This is a genomic window from Achromobacter seleniivolatilans, from assembly GCF_030864005.1.
GTDB classification, from domain to species: domain Bacteria; phylum Pseudomonadota; class Gammaproteobacteria; order Burkholderiales; family Burkholderiaceae_B; genus Achromobacter; species Achromobacter seleniivolatilans.
In genome coordinates this window covers 1,855,995-1,875,957 of the sequence record NZ_CP132976.1, presented here as the reverse complement: position 1 = coordinate 1,875,957, position 19,963 = coordinate 1,855,995, and the positions used below count along the sequence as shown (strand labels likewise).

At 62.9% G+C, this 19,963-nt stretch carries 18 protein-coding genes; 6 read left to right on the top strand and 12 right to left on the bottom strand.

Going from position 1 to position 19,963, the window contains the following annotated elements; all coding sequences use genetic code 11:
* Positions 1 to 3: 3 nt before the first annotated feature.
* The 5 genes from RAS12_RS08285 to RAS12_RS08265 form a co-directional block, all read right to left on the bottom strand.
* On the bottom strand, positions 4 to 492 hold the full coding sequence (locus tag RAS12_RS08285; RefSeq protein ID WP_306947127.1) for a GlcG/HbpS family heme-binding protein: 489 nt from the start codon (positions 490 to 492) through the stop codon (positions 4 to 6).
* 137 nt (positions 493 to 629) lie between these two features.
* Positions 630 to 1,259 carry a response regulator transcription factor gene (locus RAS12_RS08280; RefSeq protein ID WP_306947125.1) on the bottom strand — a complete coding sequence of 210 codons (630 nt, stop codon included), beginning with the start codon at positions 1,257 to 1,259 and terminating at the stop codon, positions 630 to 632.
* On the bottom strand, positions 1,256 to 2,692 hold the full coding sequence (locus tag RAS12_RS08275) for a sensor histidine kinase (protein ID WP_306947123.1): 1,437 nt from the start codon (positions 2,690 to 2,692) through the stop codon (positions 1,256 to 1,258). Before RAS12_RS08275 ends, RAS12_RS08280 begins: the two co-directional genes overlap by 4 nt.
* A gap of 67 nt (positions 2,693 to 2,759) precedes the next feature.
* The gene (locus tag RAS12_RS08270; RefSeq protein WP_306947121.1) at positions 2,760 to 3,896 is read right to left on the bottom strand and encodes an HPP family protein; all 1,137 of its coding nucleotides are present in this window, start codon (positions 3,894 to 3,896) and stop codon (positions 2,760 to 2,762) included.
* Between the two features lie 102 nt (positions 3,897 to 3,998).
* Complete coding sequence (locus tag RAS12_RS08265; RefSeq protein ID WP_306947119.1) at positions 3,999 to 4,445, bottom strand: MarR family winged helix-turn-helix transcriptional regulator; 447 nt, start codon at positions 4,443 to 4,445, stop codon at positions 3,999 to 4,001.
* 85 nt (positions 4,446 to 4,530) lie between these two features.
* Here RAS12_RS08265 and RAS12_RS08260 point away from each other — a divergent pair, with 85 nt between their 5' ends.
* Complete coding sequence (locus tag RAS12_RS08260) at positions 4,531 to 6,351, top strand: chloride channel protein (protein WP_371321257.1); 1,821 nt, start codon at positions 4,531 to 4,533, stop codon at positions 6,349 to 6,351.
* An 18-nt stretch (positions 6,352 to 6,369) separates the two neighbouring features.
* On the opposite strand, the gene RAS12_RS08255 is transcribed toward RAS12_RS08260, so the two are convergent.
* A complete protein-coding gene (locus RAS12_RS08255; RefSeq protein WP_306947117.1) occupies positions 6,370 to 7,281 on the bottom strand; it encodes a LysR family transcriptional regulator in 912 nt (303 codons plus the stop codon).
* Between the two features lie 130 nt (positions 7,282 to 7,411).
* On the opposite strand from RAS12_RS08255, the gene argC reads away from it, so the two are divergent.
* Positions 7,412 to 8,344 carry an N-acetyl-gamma-glutamyl-phosphate reductase gene (gene argC / locus RAS12_RS08250; RefSeq protein WP_306947114.1) on the top strand — a complete coding sequence of 311 codons (933 nt, stop codon included), beginning with the start codon at positions 7,412 to 7,414 and terminating at the stop codon, positions 8,342 to 8,344.
* A 3-nt stretch (positions 8,345 to 8,347) separates the two neighbouring features.
* Here the strand turns inward: argC and RAS12_RS08245 are convergent, their stop codons facing one another.
* The 3 genes from RAS12_RS08245 to RAS12_RS08235 all read right to left on the bottom strand — a co-directional run bounded on the left by RAS12_RS08245 (position 8,348) and on the right by RAS12_RS08235 (position 12,425).
* Entirely contained in the window at positions 8,348 to 10,435 is a 2,088-nt protein-coding gene (locus RAS12_RS08245; RefSeq protein WP_306947112.1) for a TerD family protein, read from the bottom strand.
* Between the two features lie 111 nt (positions 10,436 to 10,546).
* Positions 10,547 to 11,440, bottom strand: a complete 894-nt coding sequence (locus tag RAS12_RS08240; RefSeq protein ID WP_306947110.1) for an MBL fold metallo-hydrolase — start codon at positions 11,438 to 11,440, stop codon at positions 10,547 to 10,549.
* Between the two features lie 100 nt (positions 11,441 to 11,540).
* A complete protein-coding gene (locus RAS12_RS08235) occupies positions 11,541 to 12,425 on the bottom strand; it encodes a LysR family transcriptional regulator (protein ID WP_306951356.1) in 885 nt (294 codons plus the stop codon).
* 157 nt (positions 12,426 to 12,582) lie between these two features.
* On the opposite strand from RAS12_RS08235, the gene RAS12_RS08230 reads away from it, so the two are divergent.
* Genes RAS12_RS08230 through RAS12_RS08215 form a run of 4 tightly spaced genes read left to right on the top strand, consistent with a single transcriptional unit; the run spans position 12,583 to position 16,974 of the window.
* Positions 12,583 to 14,166, top strand: a complete 1,584-nt coding sequence (locus RAS12_RS08230; RefSeq protein ID WP_371321256.1) for an ATP-dependent acyl-CoA ligase — start codon at positions 12,583 to 12,585, stop codon at positions 14,164 to 14,166.
* 38 nt (positions 14,167 to 14,204) lie between these two features.
* Positions 14,205 to 15,518 carry an MFS transporter gene (locus tag RAS12_RS08225; protein WP_306947107.1) on the top strand — a complete coding sequence of 438 codons (1,314 nt, stop codon included), beginning with the start codon at positions 14,205 to 14,207 and terminating at the stop codon, positions 15,516 to 15,518.
* Positions 15,515 to 16,660, top strand: coding sequence for a thiolase family protein (locus RAS12_RS08220; RefSeq protein WP_306947105.1), 1,146 nt, complete (start codon positions 15,515 to 15,517; stop codon positions 16,658 to 16,660). Before RAS12_RS08225 ends, RAS12_RS08220 begins: the two co-directional genes overlap by 4 nt.
* On the top strand, positions 16,657 to 16,974 hold the full coding sequence (locus tag RAS12_RS08215) for a Zn-ribbon domain-containing OB-fold protein (RefSeq protein ID WP_306947103.1): 318 nt from the start codon (positions 16,657 to 16,659) through the stop codon (positions 16,972 to 16,974). Before RAS12_RS08220 ends, RAS12_RS08215 begins: the two co-directional genes overlap by 4 nt.
* Positions 16,975 to 17,123: 149 nt before the next feature.
* On the opposite strand, the gene RAS12_RS31020 is transcribed toward RAS12_RS08215, so the two are convergent.
* From RAS12_RS31020 to RAS12_RS31015, 3 genes are all read right to left on the bottom strand, one after another.
* A complete protein-coding gene (locus RAS12_RS31020) occupies positions 17,124 to 17,753 on the bottom strand; it encodes a class I SAM-dependent methyltransferase (RefSeq protein WP_371321255.1) in 630 nt (209 codons plus the stop codon).
* Positions 17,750 to 18,712 carry a radical SAM/SPASM domain-containing protein gene (locus RAS12_RS08210; RefSeq protein WP_306947101.1) on the bottom strand — a complete coding sequence of 321 codons (963 nt, stop codon included), beginning with the start codon at positions 18,710 to 18,712 and terminating at the stop codon, positions 17,750 to 17,752. Before RAS12_RS08210 ends, RAS12_RS31020 begins: the two co-directional genes overlap by 4 nt.
* A gap of 453 nt (positions 18,713 to 19,165) precedes the next feature.
* The gene (locus tag RAS12_RS31015) at positions 19,166 to 19,585 is read right to left on the bottom strand and encodes a thermonuclease family protein (RefSeq protein WP_371321296.1); all 420 of its coding nucleotides are present in this window, start codon (positions 19,583 to 19,585) and stop codon (positions 19,166 to 19,168) included.
* Between the last annotated feature and the right edge of the window lie 378 nt (positions 19,586 to 19,963).

Genomic DNA, 19,963 nt, shown 5'->3' with positions numbered 1-19,963 from the left:
GATTTACTTGAACAGCGCGGCGTTTTCTTCCAGCACGGAGTCTGCGCACTGGGCGTCCAGGTTGCCGCCCGGCGCGCCAGCAACACCGATGGCGCCGATGACATTGGCGCCAGCCTTGATCGGCACGCCGCCGCCCAGCAGCAGGAAGCCCGGGATGTCGGTCAGGTTGGCCGCGCCGGGGTTTTTCTGCGCGTTTTCCATCATGGCCAGCGTCGGCGTCTTGGCGGACACGGCGGTGAAGGCTTTGGCGCGGCTGGCTTCAATGGTGTGGGGGCCGGCGTTGTCGGCGCGTGCAAATGCCTTGAGCAAGCCGGCGCGGTCCACGACCGAAGCGCTGACGTTATAACCCTTGGCCTGGCAGGCGGCCACGGTGGCGGTGGCCAGTTTTTGCGCGTCGGCCATCGACAGATTGCTTTCGCTCAACACGGCGGCATTGGCGGCGCCAGCAAAAGCCAAGGTGGACATCAGGGTGGCAAGCGTGATCCGGTTCATGGTCTGCATCCTTATTTTGGAGACGTTTTTAAACGTGCGGTAGGAGCAGTCAGTGTGGCCAAAAGACGCGCGGAGCGGTATACGCCCGATTACGCTTGCGCCTCCGTAGCGTTACGGAGGCGGGCGGAATTCCGGGATCAGTCCAGCAAGGTGGCGTACTGGCGGATCAGTTGCGCCAGTGAATCGGCTTCCAGTTTGGTGAAGACATTGGCGCGATACGTTTCCACCGTACGCGGCGACAGATCGAATTCGCGCGCGATTTCCTTGTTGCTCATGCCTTGCACGATGCGTTCCAGCACCTCGTGTTCGCGCCCCGACAAGCGCGCCAGCCGCTCGCTGGCGGCTTGGGTCACAGCCAGCCGTTCGCGGCTGGCGATGTGGGTGCGAACGGCAGTTTGCACGGCGTCCAGAAAAATATCGTCGTCCACCGGTTTTTGCAGGAATTCCATGGCGCCGCCCTTGAAGGCGCGGCGGCACAGGTCCACGTTGGCGTGGCCCGTCAGCATGACTACGGGCAGGTCCGATTGTTCTGCCAACTGGCTCAATACGTCCAGCCCGCTGATGCCCGGCATGCGGATGTCCAGCACCACGCAGCCGATGGCCTGCGCTGTCAGTTGCGCCAGGAAAGCGGCCGGGTCGCCAAAACCAGCGCTGCGCAGGCCCACACTGCGCAAGAGCAGCCCCAGCCCGTCGCGCACGGCGTCGTCGTCGTCCACCAGATACACCAGCGGAGATTGATCGCGCGAGGTTTTTTCGGTGGCATTCATGCAGTGGCTCCAGAGCGCGGCAGGCTGACCGTGAAACACGCGCCGGCCGGACTGAGATTGCGGGCGGCGATGCGGCCGTCCATGGAGCCAGCCAGCGTCTCGCACAAGGCCAGGCCCAAACCCATGCCTTGCGCCCGCGTGGTGTAGAAGGGCGCGAATAGCTGGGGCAGGGCGTCAGCAGCGATGCCGGGACCGGTGTCGCTGACGCTGAATACATAATTGTCGCCAACGCTACGGCCTTCCAGAGCAATCCGGCGCGGCCCGTCGGCAGTAGCAAGCGCGTCGGCGGCATTCTGCACCAGATTGTGCAGAATCTGTTCCAGCGCCACGCGGTCGCCCAGCGGCCGCGCGCCGGGGCTGGCGTTGTGCCAGCTCAGGCGTATGCCCTGACGGGTCAGGTCGGGTTCACGCAGAAAACGCAGCGATGCCACCAGCGCGTCGGGGTCCAGGGCTTCGCGGCGGGCCGGGGAACTGGGCTGCACCAGCGCGCGCATGCGGCTGATGATGTCGGCAGCGCGCTTGGCCTGTTCCGCGCTGGCCAGCAGCGCGTGGCGCACGGCGGGGCGTTCGTCTTCGTCATCCAGCAGCCGTTCTGCGGCGCGGGTGTGCGCCAGGATGGCGGTCAACGGCTGGTTCAGTTCGTGGGCGATACCCGCAGCCATTTCCCCCAAGGTGCTCAACCGCGCCATGGCGGCCAGGCGCACCTGTTCCTGCTGTCTGCGAGCCTCGGCGCGTGACCGCTGCCAAGCTGCGGCGCCCGCCACCAGCAAGGCGCTGGCAATCGCCCAGGCCAGCCAGGCCGTCCATGGCCAATAGGCGGGCGTGAGCGTGCGCGTGCTGCGCATCTGAAACGGCTGACTGGCCGCACCCAACGGTTTTTGCAGCGCCATGGTCAAGCCGAAAGCGTCGGACGGCTGCTTGTCCAGCAGCGTCAGCGGCGTTTGATTGACCATCAACGTCAAATTTGCCAGCCCGGGCGGGAAGTCGGCGGCCGGCACCAATTGGCGGGCGTCCAGCAGCAAGCTCCAGCTGGACGGCGCCACCAGCCAGTAGCGCGCGGCGTCCAATGGCAAGGTTACGGCCCGGCCCAATTGGCGCGCCCGTTCCAGCGCGGCAGGCAATCCGGGCGGTTCGGCCAGGCTGCCCGTCCAGGCGCCGTCGGGCAGATAACCCAGGCCCAGCAATTGCGGCATGGCGGGTTGCAGACTGGGGTACAGGCGTTCAGGCGTGGGGGGATGCGACAAGGCAGCCAGCGTTGCCAGCACGGCTTCGTGCTGCACCGTTTTCTGGCTCAACATGCGCTGGGCGACGCTGGTGCTTTGGAAGAAGCGGTCGTACAGATCTACGTATTCTTGCCGGGCAATCCAGACGGCGCCCAGGAAAAACAGGACCAGCCAACAGAAGAGGGCGCGTGCGCGCGATAGGGGATTCACGCCTGAAATTATGCCTTGCGGGCAGTGCGGACAGGAATCCGTATGGCTACGGAGGGCGGCACGCGGGTCAGGCCGCCTGCCGGTGATCGGGCGCGGTTCCCTGCGAACTGGCCGACACCGCGATCTGATACAGGGCCGCGACCAAGTCTGATTGCGTGATCAGCCCATGCAGATTGCGCGCGGCATCCAGCACCGGCACGCAATGCAGGCTGTCGGACATAGGGCGTGCCAGCTCGATTACGGGCAGGTCAGGCGTGGCGAAGGGGACTTCGCTGCGCATGCAGTCGGCCACCAGCAGGTCGGGCGCATCCGCTTGAATGGACGTAAGCCGGCTTTTGCGGGCAAGCACGTCGCCTTGCGCCAGCATGCCCGCGTAACGGCCTGCGGAGTCCAGAACCGGCAGCGCCTGCACCCGGTGTTTTTCGAAGAGTCGAATGGCGTAATCCAGCGGGTCTTGTTCTTGCACCGTCACCACATCGCGCGACATCACGTCGGCGCACGAGATATCGCCAAAGCGGCGCAGGCTGGCGCGCAGCTCGGCTTCCAGCACGATGGCTTCCAGGTCTTCTTTGCTGATGTCCAGCAGTTCGCCGCGCTGGCGTAGCGCGTCGTCCAGATCGGCTCGGCTAAAGCCCAGGCGTGCGCTGGGAGCCGCGTCGCGCGTATTGTGGCCAGCGGCGGGATCGGCATGGCGGCGCGGATAGTTGCGCTTGAGCACGCCGTTAAACGCCACGGCAATGCACAGCAGGATCAGGGAATTCAAGGCCACTGGCCACAGCACAAAGCCATAACCCAGGCTGGCCACTGCCGGACCGCCCAAGACTGCCGTCAACGCAACTGCTCCGCTGGGAGGATGCAGGCAACGCAGGCTGAACATGGCGCCAATGGCCAGCGCTACGGCGGCGGCGGCTGCGATGCCCGGCATGGGAATCATCTGCGCGCAGAACACGCCAATCACGGCCGACACCAGATTGCCTGCCATCAGGGACCAGGGCTGGGCCAAGGGGCTGGCGGGGGCGGCGAACAGCAGCACGGCGGACGCGCCCATCGGCGCAATAAACCAGGGGTTGGCGCTGCCCAGCGCGTGGTGGCCCACCCATTCCGTGCAAAACAATCCGACCAGCGCGCCCAACGCGCCATAGAGCTTTTCGCGCCCATTCACGCCCACTGGCGCTGGGGCAAACGAGCCCAACCAGCGCTTCATTGCCAAACCCAAAACGATCTCCTCGCGTGTTGTAAATATGTCGCGGGACGACAATTTATCACGCACCGGCTGACTGCCAGCTATGAGCTTATTCCGTTTGGATCAGAGGGCGCCACCGCCGATGCGGGTCAATAAGCGGGTCAACAAGGGGCGCATTGCGCGCAGTTCTTCCAGGTGCGAGGCCGACAATTCTTCCAGCATGCGTTCGGCTTTCGGCGTCAGCACGACCTCAACCCGCCGCCCATCCTCGGGGTCGGCTTCGCGGCTGATCAGATCCAGGCGCGCCAGACGACTGACCAATTCGGCTGCGGTGTGCGGACGGATCAGCAGGCGATCGGCGATTTCTCCCACGTATAGGCCGCGGCGGTCAGGCGCGCTCTTGCGCGTGCCCTTGATGGCCAGCAGGGTCTGATGTTGTTGCGGGGTCAGGGCCAGTTCGGCGGCAGCGCCTTCGCTGAAGGCGGCAAAGGTGCGCAGCGCGTAGCGGAAGTCGGCCAGCAGCTCGTAGTCGGCCGGCGTCAGGGCGGTAGGGGGGGAGGATGCGTTCACCCGGTCGATTCTAATATATGTCGTGATACGATATAAATGACAAAACGCAAATCCCTGCTCATTAATCCTTCTCAACGCACCCGCTATGCCTTCTGTACTGCATCCCGCGCCAGCTGATGGAAAGCCGGCAACCCGCTCTTCTTCATCCCCCCATCCCGCCGCCAGCCGGCTGGGCGACTTCACCACCGACCGCCGCGTCGTGCTCTTGATGGGGCTGGCGATTCCCGTGGGCTTGGCCAGCGTGGCGGCAGCGTGGGCGTTGTTGCGACTGATCGCCTTATGTACCAATCTGGCCTATCACGGCCAGTTCTCGTTTGCGGACATGCCCATCACGGACGGGCAATTGGGTTGGGCGTCGGTTGCCATACCGGTTGCGGGCTGCCTGATCATCGGCCTGATGGCGCGCTACGGTTCTGAAAAGATTCGCGGCCACGGCATCCCTGAAGCCATGGAGGCCATTCTGATCGGCAAAAGCCGCATTCAGCCCAAGGTGGCAATCCTGAAGCCGGTGTCGTCCGCCGTGTCTATCGGCACGGGCGGTCCGTTCGGCGCGGAAGGCCCCATCATCATGACCGGCGGCGCGATTGGTTCGCTGCTGGCCCAAACCATTCACCTGGATGATGCCGAGCGCAAGACCTTGCTGGTGGCCGGGGCAGCAGCGGGCATGACCGCCATTTTTGCGACGCCGCTGGCGGCGGTGCTGCTGGCCGTGGAATTGCTGCTGTTCGAATGGAAGCCGCGCAGTTTTCTGCCCGTGGCAATGGCGGCGCTGGTGGCGGGAGCGGCGCGCGCCTACCTGCTGGATGCCGGACCGATCTTTGCCTATTCGGGGGCGCTGACGTTCACGCCGTGGCACCTGTTGGCCTGCGCAGCGGTCGGCGTGCTGTCGGGCCTGGGCTCCGGCGTATTGACGTCGCTGGTCTACACGGCCGAGGACCTGTTTGAAAAGCTGCCACTGCATTGGATGTGGTGGCCGGCGATCGGCGGCCTGGCTATTGGTATCGGCGGCCTGATTGATCCCGCCGCGCTGGGCGTCGGGTATGACAACATCCGCCATCTTCTGGCGGGCGACCTGGCGTTTCAGGCGGTGCTGGTTTTGCTGGTGGTCAAGGTATTGATCTGGTCAATCGCGCTGGGTTCCGGCACATCAGGCGGGGTGCTGGCGCCTTTGCTGATCTTTGGCGGTGCGATGGGCGCGTTGGCAACCCCTTGGCTGCCGCAGGCGGAACCGGGTTTCTGGGCGCTGCTGGGCATGGCCGCGATGATGGGCGGCACCATGCGCGCGCCGCTGACGGCAACGCTATTTGCGGTGGAACTGACTGGCAATATGGGGGCGCTGCTGCCTGTGCTATCGGCCTGCGTATTTGCCTATGGCGTGACGGTGCTGCTGCTGAAGCGTTCGATTCTGACCGAGAAGATCGCCCGTCGCGGCCACCACATCAGCCGTGAATACCACGTGGACCCTTTCGAGTTGCAGCGTGTGGCAGACCTGATGACGCAGCCGGTGCAAACGCTGGCCGGCACGCAGACGGTAGAACAGGCCATTGCGCATTTCACGACGCTGCACCCGGTACACACCAGCTATCCGGTGGTGAATGCCGAAAACGTGGTGGTGGGCGAGGTGACGCGCGCCGATTCGCTGGCGTGGGCGTTGGAGGCTGGTGGTCATGAGCGTAGTCTGGCCGGCGCATTGCAAGGCCGCGAACTGGTCGTGGGGTATCCAGACGAACTGGCTAGCCGTATCGCGGATCGCATGGCGCTTACCGGCGTGGGCCGCGTGCCTATTGTGGATCGCGCCAGCGGCCGGCTGTTGGGCATTGTGGGCCGCAAAGATCTGTTCCGCTCGCGTGCCCGCAGGTTGCGCGAAGAGAGCCAGCGCACCGCGTATTTCCGCCGCGCTTCCTGAACCTGTGGGCGGGCAGCGTTATTGATCTGCCGCGGTCCGCGCGCTGCTTGCCGCCCGCAATTCCCACAACACGTCCAGTACGTGTTGAGTGGCGCGCTCCACTTTTTCGGCCCGATGTGCAATGCCTAGCGGACGCCACAGCGCGGGCCGCAGCGGCCGCGTGATGATGCGCGGATCGGGCTGCGGCGCAGTCGATTCCTGGGGCAGCAGCGTAGCGCCGTAACCGGCCGCCACCAAGCTTTTGATCGCATCGTTGTAGTTCAGCTGAATGCGGGCGCGCGGGTTCAGGCCAGCAGCGGCGAACCACTCGGCCGTCAGGCGAGACAGCCGCGTGCTGGCGTCATTCAGGATCAGCGGCCGCTCGGCCAGCCATGCCGGCGTGATGCGGGCAGGCGCAAGCCAGCCGGCCGGCAAGAACGCCATGACCGGATCACGGCGCCAGGGTTTGATCACCAAGCCCTCGATGGGCGGTTGTGGCAAAGCGACCAGCCCCACATCCAGGCTCCCGTCATTCAGGCGCAGCAGGGTTTCCTGCGAGGTCAGCACCGCCACCTGCACGTCGATCCCGGGATGATGGCGGCCCAGCGTTTCCAGCGCTTGCGGCAGCAAGTGCGCAATCGCGCCTGTAGACGCCCCCAGCCGCACGCGGCCTGCCAAGCCTTGCACCTGGCGCTGCACATCATCCAACGCCTGATCCGCCTCGGCCAGCAGACGGCGCGCCCGTTCCAGCAGCGTGTCGCCGATGGACGTGGGCCGCACTTGTCCGCGCTTGCGGGTCAGCAAAGGCGCGCCGACCCGCGCTTCCAGGTCAGCAACGTGCAGGCTGACGGTGGGCGGGGCCAGATGCAGTGCGCGGGCAGCATCCGCAAACGAACCCAGATCGGCAATGGCGACCAGCGTGCGCAGGCGGTCCAGACTGATTTCACGCATAGGATTTATCGTTCAGAAAAGCTGAATTGAACAGTCATAATATTCGACTTTTCTTATCTTGGCTGCGGATCGATGATGGATGCCTACCCACTCACCACCCCCTGTATCCCAGATTGGGACGGAGCGCGTCATGACTCATCCTTTGGTTTTTATCGATGGCGACCAAGGCACTACCGGCCTGCAAATTCACGAGCGCCTGAACGGTCGCACGGACTTGCAGCTGTTGACGCTGCCCGACGCCGAACGCAAAGATCCGCAACGCCGTGCGGACGCGATCAACGCTTGCGACATCGCGATTCTGTGTTTGCCGGATGAACCCGCGCGCCAGGCCGCGGCATCCATCGTCAACCCCAAGGTACGCGTCATCGACGCCAGCTCGGCCCATCGCACCGACGCGGGCTGGGTGTATGGATTTCCGGAAATGGATGCGGGACAGGCCAAGCTGATCGCCAACGCCTTGCGTGTCAGCAACCCGGGCTGCTATCCCACGGGAGCAATCGCCTTGCTGCGCCCCTTGGTGCAAGCGGGTCTGGTGCCAGCGGATTATCCGGCCGTGGTGCATGCGGTTTCGGGTTATTCGGGCGGCGGCCGCGCCAGCGTGGAGGCGTACGAAGGTTCAGGCAGCGTGCAGGGTCCGGCGTTTCAGCTCTACGGGCTGGGGCTGGCGCACAAGCACACGCCGGAAATCGAACGCCACGCGGGTCTTACTCAACGTCCCGTGTTCGTGCCGGCATATGGCGCTTTCCGTCAAGGCATCGTGCTGACCATTCCGCTGCAATTGCGCTTGTTGCCTGCGGGCGTGAGCAGCCAGAAACTGCATGACTGCCTGCAACAGCACTACGCTGGCACGACGCACGTGCAAGTGGTGCCGCGCCAGGAAGCGGCGGCGCATACGAACCTGGACCCGCAGGCGCTCAATGGCACCAATGATCTGCGGCTGGCGGTCTACGGCAACGAGCAGCACGGTCAGGTGTTGCTGACCGCTGTGTTCGACAACCTGGGCAAAGGCGCGTCCGGGGCGGCGGTGCAAAACCTGGATCTGATGCTGGCAGCTATCGGCTAGCTACTAGAGGAAGTCCGCGCGTATCCGGTCCGTGTCGAATGGCGTAATGCCGGCCGACACGGAAAATACCGTCTGGGCGGCCTCCACATCCTCAATAATGCGTCCGCGCGCCTGGGCATGCAGCGTGAACAGCGTGTGCAGGTCAGGCTGCGGCCGGGTCAACAGCGCGCGCAGCATCAGGGATACGCCGCTCAGGTTGTTCTTGACGTTGTTCATGCGCGGCTGCGCACGCAAGGCCACGTCCATCCAGCGCACGCAGCGGTCTTGCAGGTCCAGCACCAAGGGCAGGCTGATCTGCGTGTTGGACGCCAGATCGATGCGGTCCATGACGGTGCGCGGCTCGAACGGTTCGCCGGAATTGGTGTCCTGCCGCGACATCCAGCCGGCAAAACACTCGGCCAGATCGCAATAGGGCTGCAAGGTGTAGCTGTTCAGCACCATCACCACGAAACGCACGCCGCGTCCGCGCAGGCGTTCAAGATTCAGATCGATGAATTCTGCCGCGCCATCGGGGGCATCGACGATGTCGCCGCTGTGGTAGCCGCCATAGCTTTGCAGCTGGTAATAGGTCAGGGCATCGATGAAGTTGAAATCGGGCCCAAACATCGCGGCCGACAGATCAACGTCGGCACGGCCGGCCGAGCCGTTCTTCCACCACAGGAACAAACGTACAAAGTCAGCGTCCGGCAGGGGCAGGCTGCTGCCGCGGCCCAATGTGCGCAAGCTGCGCGAGGCGGATCGCTGGGCAAGCGGCGCCGTATGCTCGCGCAGTGCAGGATCGACATAGCATTCGCCCAGCGGCGGCAATGCCGCAAAGCGCGTCAGCAGAGCGCTCTTGCACAGGGCTGCGAGCGCATCGGCGCAACCCTCGGGCAGGGGCGCGCGGGCGTCGGCAATGGCGTAGACCTTCGCCACGTCTCCTTTGGGATAGAAGGTGCGCAGTGGCGTAGGCCCGCCGCGGTGCGCGGCATGTGTATAAAGCTGTAGCAGCACCGGCGTTGACACCTGATCCGCCACGCGGGCAAAACCCGCCAGCACGGTAGCCGGGTCGGCAGCCGTGCGCAGCAAGTGGTCCATGCGGCGCGCCAATTCACCAGGGCGGCTTTCCAGCCGCGTGACGGCGTTGTGGATTTGTCCGTCAGCCAGCAAACCTTCGACGGCACTGTTGAATGTGGGGGCGGGTTTGCCGCTGCGCAACAGGCCAAACGCTGCGTAGGTGCGAGGGTAACGTTCCGCGAACTCTCCGGGGTGCAGGTATTCGCCCAGGCGCTTCCAGCGTTCGCCCCAGCGCCGCATGTCTTCGGCGGCGTTGGGATGGCGCTCGATCAGGCTCAACAGCAGTTTGCGGCGCGAACGCGGCATCGATTTGAATCGCGCGGGCGCGGCCAGCGAAGCATCGCCGCCTGCCATCGCCACCGCCAGCCGCAGCACGTCGGTGGCGGTATCGATGCGCTGGCGCAGGAATTCGTCGGTGGCAGGCCCAGGCACATGCCGCAGCAGGTTTGCCGCCAGATGCGCCAGGTTTTCCTTGAAAGGAATCTGTTCGGGAATCAGCCGGAAAATGTCTGCGCGGTACTGCTTCACATACCAGCTCAGATCATCGCGGTCTTCGTCAGATAGCGATGTGGCTGATGCCGCCAGCTGCGTGAAGATGGCGTCGCAATCGGCCGCGTCGCCCAACTCGATGATGCGCGGGCTGCGGCCATGGAGCAGCGGCGGCCGGGTGGAGCCGTCGCCGGGCATGCGGCGCAGCGTCAGGTAATGATGGATGGCGTCCAGATAACGCTGAGCATCGTCCAGACCTTGCACCTGACGCGGAAAGTCCGGGTACAGCGGCCGGTGCGGACGGTGCGCGCCCGTCATCTGGCGCAGGGTCTTCAGCAAGAGCCTGCCCATTTGCGTGACGGCGGGCAGGGGCCATCCGCCAAGCCGTTCAACGACCGCATCCGACAACACATACCCGAGTTCTTCGGCCTGCGCCTGAATCGCCGCCAGTTCGACGGCCGTCACCACGGCGCCGGCTTCATCAGGCGCGGGCGGGGTCTTGTCCAAAAGCAGGCGGCTACGGCGCCGCAGATAGATAGGATTCATGGTGCCGGCAGAATGGAAAACGCCTGCCGATGGCAGGCGCGGTGCGGAAAGCGGGAACCCTAGGTTATCTAGGGTAGAAGGAAGGATTCCCATAGCCACGGGCAGAGCTTATCACCATTTCATTTCGCCCTTGGCGACCTTGGCGCTGATCTCCAGCGACGCTGCGGCGCCGGCATTCGGGTACTGCTTTTTCATGGCGGCGATCAGCGCGGCGCTGTCGGCTGCCTTGGCGGTTTGCGCGTCAAAGGCGCGGATATAGCCCTGCGTATATTGCACGGACTCGACGGTCAGCGGCGCACCGGGGGCATAGTGTCCAGGGATTACGGTCGTGGGCTTCAAGCCTTCAATGCGCGACAGCGTGGCCAGCCAGTCCTGATGCGATTGGGGCGTTTGCGTGTCGGCCATCCACACATGCAGATTGCCAAACACCACCACGCCGCCAACCACGGCCTTCAACGACGGAATCCAGACAAAGCTGCGGTCGGGCTGCGGGCCGTCCAGGCCGGTGATTTCCAGCTTCTGGCCATCCAGCGTCAGCGTATGGCCTTGCAGCACTTGCGGGATGACAGCTTTGCCCGGCGCGTCCGCGCCCAGCTTGGGACCCCAGAACGCCAGCTTGCCGTCCACGGTCTCCTTGATGTGCCGCACCGTCGGTTCGGTAGCGACAACGCGGGCGTCGGGGAAGGCTGCAAGCACCGTGTCCAGCCCGAAGTAAAAGTCCGGATCACCATGGCTGATATAGATAGTGGTCAGCTTCTTGCCGCTTGCGCGAACCATGGCCACCACCTTTTCCGCCTGCGATTTGCCGAATTGCGCGTCGATCAGAATGGCTTCTTTCTGGCCGCTGACCAGCACGGAAGACACTTGAAAAATAGCGTCGTTGCCCGGGTTGAAGTGGGTCAGCGTCAGATCGGTTCCGGCGGCGTGGGACGCGCCCGACAAGAGGGGGGCGGCGATCGTGGCAGCTATCAGCAGACGGCGTAGGGAGAAGGAAGACAAGGACATGACGGGCTCCGGGTGAAGTAGGAATGGAGCCAGTCTAGTTTCAGATATTGATCAGATAAACGGGTGATAGTGGCAGAGTCTGTTGCATAAATCGATCGAATCAAGAGGGCTTGGCGTCAGCCAGCGTGTCAACGACCAGCCTGCGCAACCACATCGTGCCCGGGTCGCTTTCAAAGCGCGCATGCCAGTGCACCGTCACGCTCAACGGCGGCAGCAGGATAGGCAGGGGGCGGATGTCAAAGGCCTTGTCGCGGTTGAACCAGATGGCCGCCCGGTGCGGCAGCGTTACGGTCAGATCGGTGCGGCGCACGATCTCGGCCGCGGCCGAAAAATGCGGCAGCGTCAGGTAGGGCTGCCGATGCAATCCGGCTTCGCCCAGCACATCGTCCAGCAGCCGGTGCGCGCTGGCGCGCGACGCCACCAGAATGTGATCCAGCCGTTTGAACTGGCCGCGTGTCAATCCCGCCGACAGCACGGGATGACCGCGCCGGCCCATGCAGGCGTAGCGCTCGGTAAACAGATCAGCGTGACAGGTGTGACGGCCCAGGCCGGCCAGATTGCCAATCGCCAGGTCCACTTCACCGTCCTTGAGGGCGTGGGGTAACTGTTCCAGCGCAATCTCCACCACTTCGACCTGCAAGCGTGGCGCCAGCGCGTGTACGCGCTCCATCAATAGCGGCAGAAACACCATTTCGCCGATGTCGGACATCGATAGCCGGAACCGGCGCGTACTGGTGGCCGGGTCGAATTGCTGGCGCAGGCTGACCGCCTCGGCAAAGCTGTTCATGCCGCGCTCGATAGGGTCAGCCAGGGCAAACGCTACCGGCGTGGGCTGCATGCCGGTGGCGGTGCGCACGAACAACGGATCGTCAAACTGCGCACGCAGCCGGCCTAGCGCGTAGCTGACTGCGGGCTGGGTCAGGTTCAACCGCTGCGCTGCGCGAGTCACGCTGCGTTCATGCAGCACGGTCAGGAAAACCCGCATGAGATTCAAGTCGAAGTCCACGCATGCCCTTGATATGAGTCTGATTTATAAGATAAATAATACCTATAAATTTGACACATAAATAGTTGATTCCTAGACTAATTCCATAGAGCCGCGCCGAGCCGGGCAGCGGCCGCACAACAGGGGAAGCATTGCTATGCATGCGTTGACCTTACCGTCTTTGCTGGTGGAGCAGGGCGCCCGATGGGGCGAGCGGCTGTGGGTGCAGGCGCCGGGCGGCGCGTTGCGCTTTGGTGATGCCGCAGTGCATGCCGCAAGCTGGGCAGCGCGCCTGGCGGCAGCGGGCGTGGCACGGGGCGATCGCGTCGCGCTGATGGCTGGCAACCGGCATGAATTCCTATCGGTGGTGCTGGGCTGTGGCTGGCTGGGCGCGGTAGTGGTGCCCATCAATACCGCGTCGCGCGGCATGCAGTTGCAGCACATTCTGAGTAACAGCGGCTGCGTGCTGCTGGTGGCAGACGCGGCGTCCTGTCCCGCCTTGTCGGCATTCAAGCACGTTGCAGGGGCAGGCACGCTGGCCTTGCGGCAGATCTGGCTGCTGGACGACGCGGCCGACGTAGCCGGTTTGCCCGCACCGGCCTGTGCGCCGCCGCCATTGCCTGATGCGCCTTTGCCGCCCGCCGCAGATGTGCGGCCAGGCGATACGCTGGCTATCCTGTATACGTCCGGCACGTCTGGCTTGTCCAAGGGCGTTTGCTGCCCGCACGCGCAGTTCTACTGGTGGGGCAAGATTGCCGCGCGTAATTTGGAAATCACCGACGCGGACGTGCTCTATACCAGCCTGCCGCTCTTTCACACCAATGCGTTAAACGCTTGCTTTCAGGCGCTGGTGACGGGCGCGTCCATCATCTGCGATGAACGCTTTTCAGCCAGCCGGTATTTCGACCGGTTGGAGACCACGGGCGCGACCGTCACGTATCTGTTGGGCGCCATGGTGCCGATGCTGCTGGCTCACGAACCCGCCGCCTCCGAACGCCGGCACCGCACGCGCATTGCGCTGGCCCCAGGTGTGCCCGAACGTTTCCACGGGGCATTTGCAGAGCGCACGGGTATCGCGCTGCTGGAGGGTTATGGCTCCACGGAAACCAATTTTGCGCTGGGCGGCGTGCTGGCCGAACAACGTGTGGGCACGATGGGCCGTGTGGCGCCGGAGTTCGACGCCATCGTTGCCGACGAGAACGACGCGCCTGTGCCGGATGGCGAAGCGGGCGAACTGTTGCTGCGCGCAACCCCGCCGTTTGCGGTGGCCACCGGCTATTTCGGCATGGCCGACAAAACCGTGGAAGCGTGGCGCAATCTGTGGTTTCACACGGGCGACCGCGTTGTGCGCGACGCCGACGGCTACTTCCGCTTTCTGGACCGCATGAAAGACGCGATCCGCCGCCGTGGCGAGAACATCTCGTCCTACGAGGTGGAACAAGTGCTGCTGGCGCATCCCGCTGTGGCCACTGCGGCGGTCTACGCCGTGCGTTCTGAATTGGCCGAAGACGAAGTCATGGCGGCACTGGTCTACAAGACCGGCCAGGCCATTACGCCGCAGGCCCTGCTTGATTTCTGCCAACCTCGCATGCCGTACTTCGCCGTGCCGCGCTTTCTGCGCGTGCTGGACGATCTGCCGCGTACCGAGAACGGCAAAGTCCGCAAGTTCCGCTTGCGGGATGAAGGTATCACCGGCGACACCTGGGATCGGGACGCCGCCGGCTATCGCGTAGCGCGTTAACGCGCTATGGATTCATTCAAACAGACAAGGGGCGGAAAATGACGTTGGCATACAAGGGGGCGGCCTTGACTGCCGCCGAAGAAGAGAAGCGAAAGCGCACGCGCCGGGTCGTGACGGCATCCGTCGCGGGCAACGCGATGGAATGGTACGACTTCTTTATCTACGGCACGGCTGCGGCGCTGGTGTTTGGCGAGCTGTTCTTTCCCAAAGGCACAGACCCGCTGCTGGGTACCATGGGCGCCTTCGCCGGATTCGCGGTGGGCTTTCTGGCGCGGCCCCTGGGTGGGGTGATCTTCGGTCACATCGGCGACCGCTACGGCCGCAAGCTGGCGCTGGAATGGACGCTGGGAATCATGGGTGTGGCCACTTTCTTGATCGGCCTTTTGCCCACCTATGAACAGATCGGCGTATGGGCGCCAGTCGCCATGGTGGTGCTGCGCATTCTGCAAGGCGCGGCGGCCGGCGGAGAATGGGGCGGCGGCGTATTGCTGATCAGCGAAGCCGTGGGCGGCAAGCGGCGCGGCTACTTCTCGTCTTTCAGCCAGTTGGGCGTGGCAGGCGGCTTCGTACTGTCTTCCGGCGTCTTCATGCTGGCCCAGCAATTGCCGCAGGAAGCCTTCATGAGCTGGGGCTGGCGTCTGCCATTCCTGTTGAGCGTGCTGATCTTTGGGGTGGGTTTGTACATCCGCAAGCACATCCCCGAAAGCGATGAATTCGTTCAAGCCAAGAAAACCGCCAAGCGTGGCATGCCCGCAGTGGAAGTGCTGCGCCGCTATCCGCGCCAGGTGCTGACCGCGATGGGCCTGCGCGTAGCCGAGAACGGGGGGTCGTACATCTTCCTGGCGTTCGCGCTGGCCTATGGCAAATTCCTGGGCATACCCAACGACGTCATGCTGGGCGGGGTGCTGGTGTCCATGCTGATTGAACTGGGCACGCTGGTGTGGTTCGGGCATCTGTCCGACCGCATCGGGCGGCGCACGGTCTACTTGATTGGATCGGTCGGCCTCGTGCTGGTCGCGTTCCCATTCTTTTGGCTCGTGCAAACAAAAGAACCCGTATGGATCTTCCTGGCATTTTTCCTGGGCAATACCGTCTGCCACGCTGCCATGATCGGCACGCAGCCCGCATACTTTGCCGAGTTGTTCCCGCCCGAAGTCCGCTACACCGGACTGGCGCTCGGACACGAACTCGCATCGGTATTCGCTGGCGGTTTGTCGCCGCTGATCGCCATGGCGCTGCTGCGCAAATATGAATCCGCCACGCCCGTTGCGTGGTTCCTGGTCGGCATGGCCGCGGTCACAGTGGTGACCTTGCTGCTGACGCGAGAACCGCCGCGGCAGGATACGGAATGACGCGGCGCGGCCCCGGCATTGTCGGCGTAGGCGAAACGCCCGCGCTGCGCCATCCCGACGCCAGTTGCACGACAGCAGGGCTACTGGCTCAGGCGGTGGGCAGCGCATTGCGCAGCGCGAATCTATCGCCCTCGCAGGTGGATGGGCTGGGCGTGGCATCGTTCACGCTGCGCCCGGACCGGGCCATTGACCTGGCCTGGCAACTCGGACTGCGCCTGAACTGGTGCATGCAAGACGAGATGGGCGGCGCCAGCGCCATCAATATGCTGCGCCACGCGTGGCTGGCATTGGAAGCCGGCCACGCAGAAACCATCGTGCTAGTGGCAGGCGACCATTTCACCGGCGCGGACTTCGCCGGTTTGGTACGCGGCTACAACCGCAGCGCGCAGGAATACCTGAGCCCGCTCGGGTGCGAAGGCCCCAATCCGCTCTTCGCCATGCTGACGCAGCGTCAGATGGCGCAAACAGGGTTACGCCGCGAAGACTACGGAGCGCTGTGCGTGGCGCAACGGCAATGGGCATCCGCCAACCCCAACGCCGCCTACCGCCAGCCCCTGACGCTTGCCGACTATCTCGCCGCGCCCATCGTCGCGCCGCCCTTGGGCAGGCTCGACTGCGTCCCAGTAGTCAGCGGCGCCAGCGCCCTGGTGCTGCGAGCGCGGCCGCAAGGCATCAGCGTGCGACTGATCGCCAGCGAGGCCCGCTACAACAACGATCAGCAGGAAGGCGACGGCCTGCAAACCGGCATCGCCGCCTTCGCGCCAGCGCTCTGGCGCAAGGCGGGCCTGGGACCCGAGGACATGGATGTGGTCAGCGTATACGACGACTACCCCGCGATGGCGCTGGCACAACTATGCGACCTAGGTTTCACCAGCGCGGGCGATCTGCCGGGTTTCATCGCAAGGCGTCTGACGACGCGCGATCTGCTGGTCAACACGGCAGGCGGACAATTGTCGGCAGGGCAGGCGGGCACGGCGGGCGGCATGCACGGTCTGGTGGAAGTGTCCCGACAACTGCTGGGCATGGCGGCAGACCGCCAATTGCACGGCGTGCGCCATGGGGTAGTGACCGGCTACGGCATGGTGCAACTGCGCTACGGCATGTGCGCCAATGCCGCAGTGCTGACACAGGAAGGCGCATGAGCGTAAACGTCCACCAGTGCCGCGCCTGCGGCCATTGCGTTTATCCCGCGCGGCTGTGGTGCCCGGTGTGTGGGCACGATAAGAATCAGCCGGCTAGCGTGGATTATGCGGAGCTTGTTGCTTGGACCGTGATGCCGCAGAAGGAGGGCGATATGGCGCCGGTGGTTATTGCTACGGTGCGAGGGGTGCCTGATGGGCCGGTGATGGTGGTTCGGCTGGAGGAAATGCCTGCGCGTGTGGGGCAGCGGCTGCGCTTGTTTGAGCGGGAGATGCAGGGGCGAAAGTTGCCTTGGGCTTGGACGGTGGCGGAGTGAGGGCAACAGGACAGGGAAGCGGTCTTTCGTTCTGTCGGGTCGATCATCAGGGCGAGTACAGGGTGAGGAAGTTCAAGAGGTGTCGCGAACACCTGTTGTCCGAAATTCAGACCGCCTCGGGGAAAATTCAAGTCGGTATTGATGCCCTGTCACACCGCGCGAGCAAGAATGGCGACTCGGCCTCTATCGCCATGCTCGGATGGCATATCCAAGTACTCTGACGCCTCAATCTTAAAACCGGCATCGAGAATGTCTGCATGCGTACGGTGGAGGGGCAGGGAGTCGAAGAAGAACAGTTCATTATGCATTGACGCAGTGAATGGACCTCCCGCTGTACCCCCAACTGTCAGCAAGAACGAGGCGCCAGTAGCTAGCCAGGTTCGCACCTTCTGAAAGATCTGAGCGTGATGCTCTCGTGGAATATGGAATATTGAGTCCCAAACCACCACTGCTGCTACTTCAGACGTTAGTACAAACTCTTCGATAGGGGCCAGTACCCATTCACAGCCAGGTAGTCGGCGGCGAGCTAATGCGAGCATAGCGGGCGAATTATCCACGCCTATGAGATGTAGCTTTCGCTGAATAACAAGATCTGCAACTGGCCGGCCTGTCCCGCAGCCGAGATCAAGGACTCGGCTATGAATGGCTACCGGCCGCAGTGCCAGATCGAATAATCTCGCCTCGTCTTTGGTCAATCCGCCGCGACTGTTGTCCCAATCAACGGCGATTGCTTCATATGCAGATCGATTCAGGGAGCGTACAGCGTTCGCCGCAGTCACACTGCACGCTCAATATTGAAGGATCTGTATCTGGCAGGAATTGCCTGTAGAGAGGTGGTAGGTCCGCATAGGTTCGCGTGGGTCGCTCGCTTACGCAACGAATCAGCAACTCGCGACGTCCAAATTTCTTTGAGAGACTTGTTTACGCAAGACCCAAGTTTGTTGTGGTCGTTTGCAGCGTAATAGCAAGGAAAAACATCCAAGCTGCTGTCTATGTAAAGCCTCGTTTGTGCACATATGCACCGCTGGCCCATATCGGCCTCGGGTGCAAGATCGTACCTTGCGGAATTTCCCATTGGTGTCAACAGTTCCACGCCTGGATAGCGGGTCGCCAATCTACCCAAGGATTCATAGAAGGACTTCACTGCTTCTGCGTATGAATTGCCGTTGCGCTGGGCGTCCGCGCAACTCCTTAGCACACGGGGAAAAAAGCGGTACTTCTTCACTGAGGGGAAGAATCGATCAACAAGCCCAGTTGCCGATCCGACCGTAGCTTCGGTGAGCACAGCAGATATGCACACCACTATTCCCTCTCTTAGACAGTTCTCAATGGCTTGAACTGCATGCTCTCCGCCGAAGCCGCGACTTACATCGTTGGATTCAAGGTTCGGTGAATCCAGGCTAATCGCGACGATTGCAGCAGGTGCTGCGGTACGAAGTTCTGCCGCCGCCGCACTCTTGGCCAGCCGGAGCCCATTCGTATTAATAAGGAGGCTCGGAATTGCATCGGAAGCGGCCGCCGCAATCTTCAAGAAATCACGGTGGACCGTTGGTTCTCCGCCAGAGAGAAGGAGCGAGAACACGCCTATATCTCGCATCTCCTTCAGAATTTCGATTGCCCTCGCCACCGGCACATCGGGCTGGCCAAGAGGCATCGCCGAGCAGTAGTCGCAGCGCAACTGACACCGACCGGTGATTGCGAAGTCGATATGTAATGGTGCAGAGATACGTTGGTCCATCGCTGGGCTTGATTTGCTTTCTATGACGAGAGATTGAATTTTTTGATCAATCTCTCGAACTCGTCGACTTGCGGCGCTGGCAGGCCATTAGGGTTTGCCTTGATCTGTACGACGCTTTCTCCCGCGGCTAATCGCTCCAAAGGAGCTACTGCTTCGACGTCCGTCCAGTAAACGGTTTGAGTGGGCATAAAAACGAAAACCGACCCCCATGGCTCCTTTCGGATAGATATCCTGGGGTACTTTGATGCGTCGTTCCCACGCCCTGTTCCGGACGATGGACCGTGTCTCCATCCGAAGAATGCTGCCTTCGCTGGGTCGCGCGAAACTTGGTCTTGGGTCACGCTGGTTAGCAGCAATTCGATGCGCATATGAACTCCAACGCGTTTAGACGACGACTGGCTTAGCGCCTAGTTGGAGTGAGCAATGCTAAGCAAGTGCCCATAACGCTTTGAGCTAGTTCTCAGCTCCGTCGCACAGCCCTTTCCCCCAACACTCCTTACGCCAATCCGCAGGGGACTTCGGACTAGCATCCTGCCAAACGCCAATGCGCTGAGCCTTGGCCGCCTTCTGCGCTGGCTCGCTCAAAGGGTCCCGTATCCATTCCGCCCTATCCGGAGTCATTGCCCATCCACGCCGCAACTGCTCAAGGTTCAGGTTCAATGAACCGGCGAAGACGTGGCAGACTGATCGACTGTACTGGTCCATTTCATAGCACTCGGCTCGGACGCGCTGACCTGTCGTAATCATTTGTTTGAGGGAATGAGTGGCGGCTTTTCCGTGCCGTTGGCCTGGGCGATCTGGGAGAACTTTACGTGGATCGCTCGGATCTTTGCCGCCCTTGTGAAACACCTCCGGTGTGTCAATGTCTGACATCCGGATAATGAATGTGGAGCCTGCCCCAGCTCGTAGAGTAATGGTGTCGCCGTCTTCGATATGCGTCACCTCGGCGTCGGCAATTACGAATGCGACCTTGGATTCGCGTCCTGCCGTTTCTTGAGGCTTTGTTCCAATGGCCGAAGCGGTAGTCGATGGAGGAGATGTGGTGCTGCATGCAGCCAGCAAGCAGTTGATTCCGACCGATATACAAAGTGCGGTTCGCCTTGCGTTCATAGCCCCCCCCTTTTCCGGGATATGCACGAGCTCGCAGGGCTGGCGTCCGCTTCGCTAGCTTTGCGGCCACCAATGTGGCCCACCTGAGTGGCGCCACAGGGTCCGAAGTGGGGATTCGCGAAAGTGCTGTTCCGCCCTCAA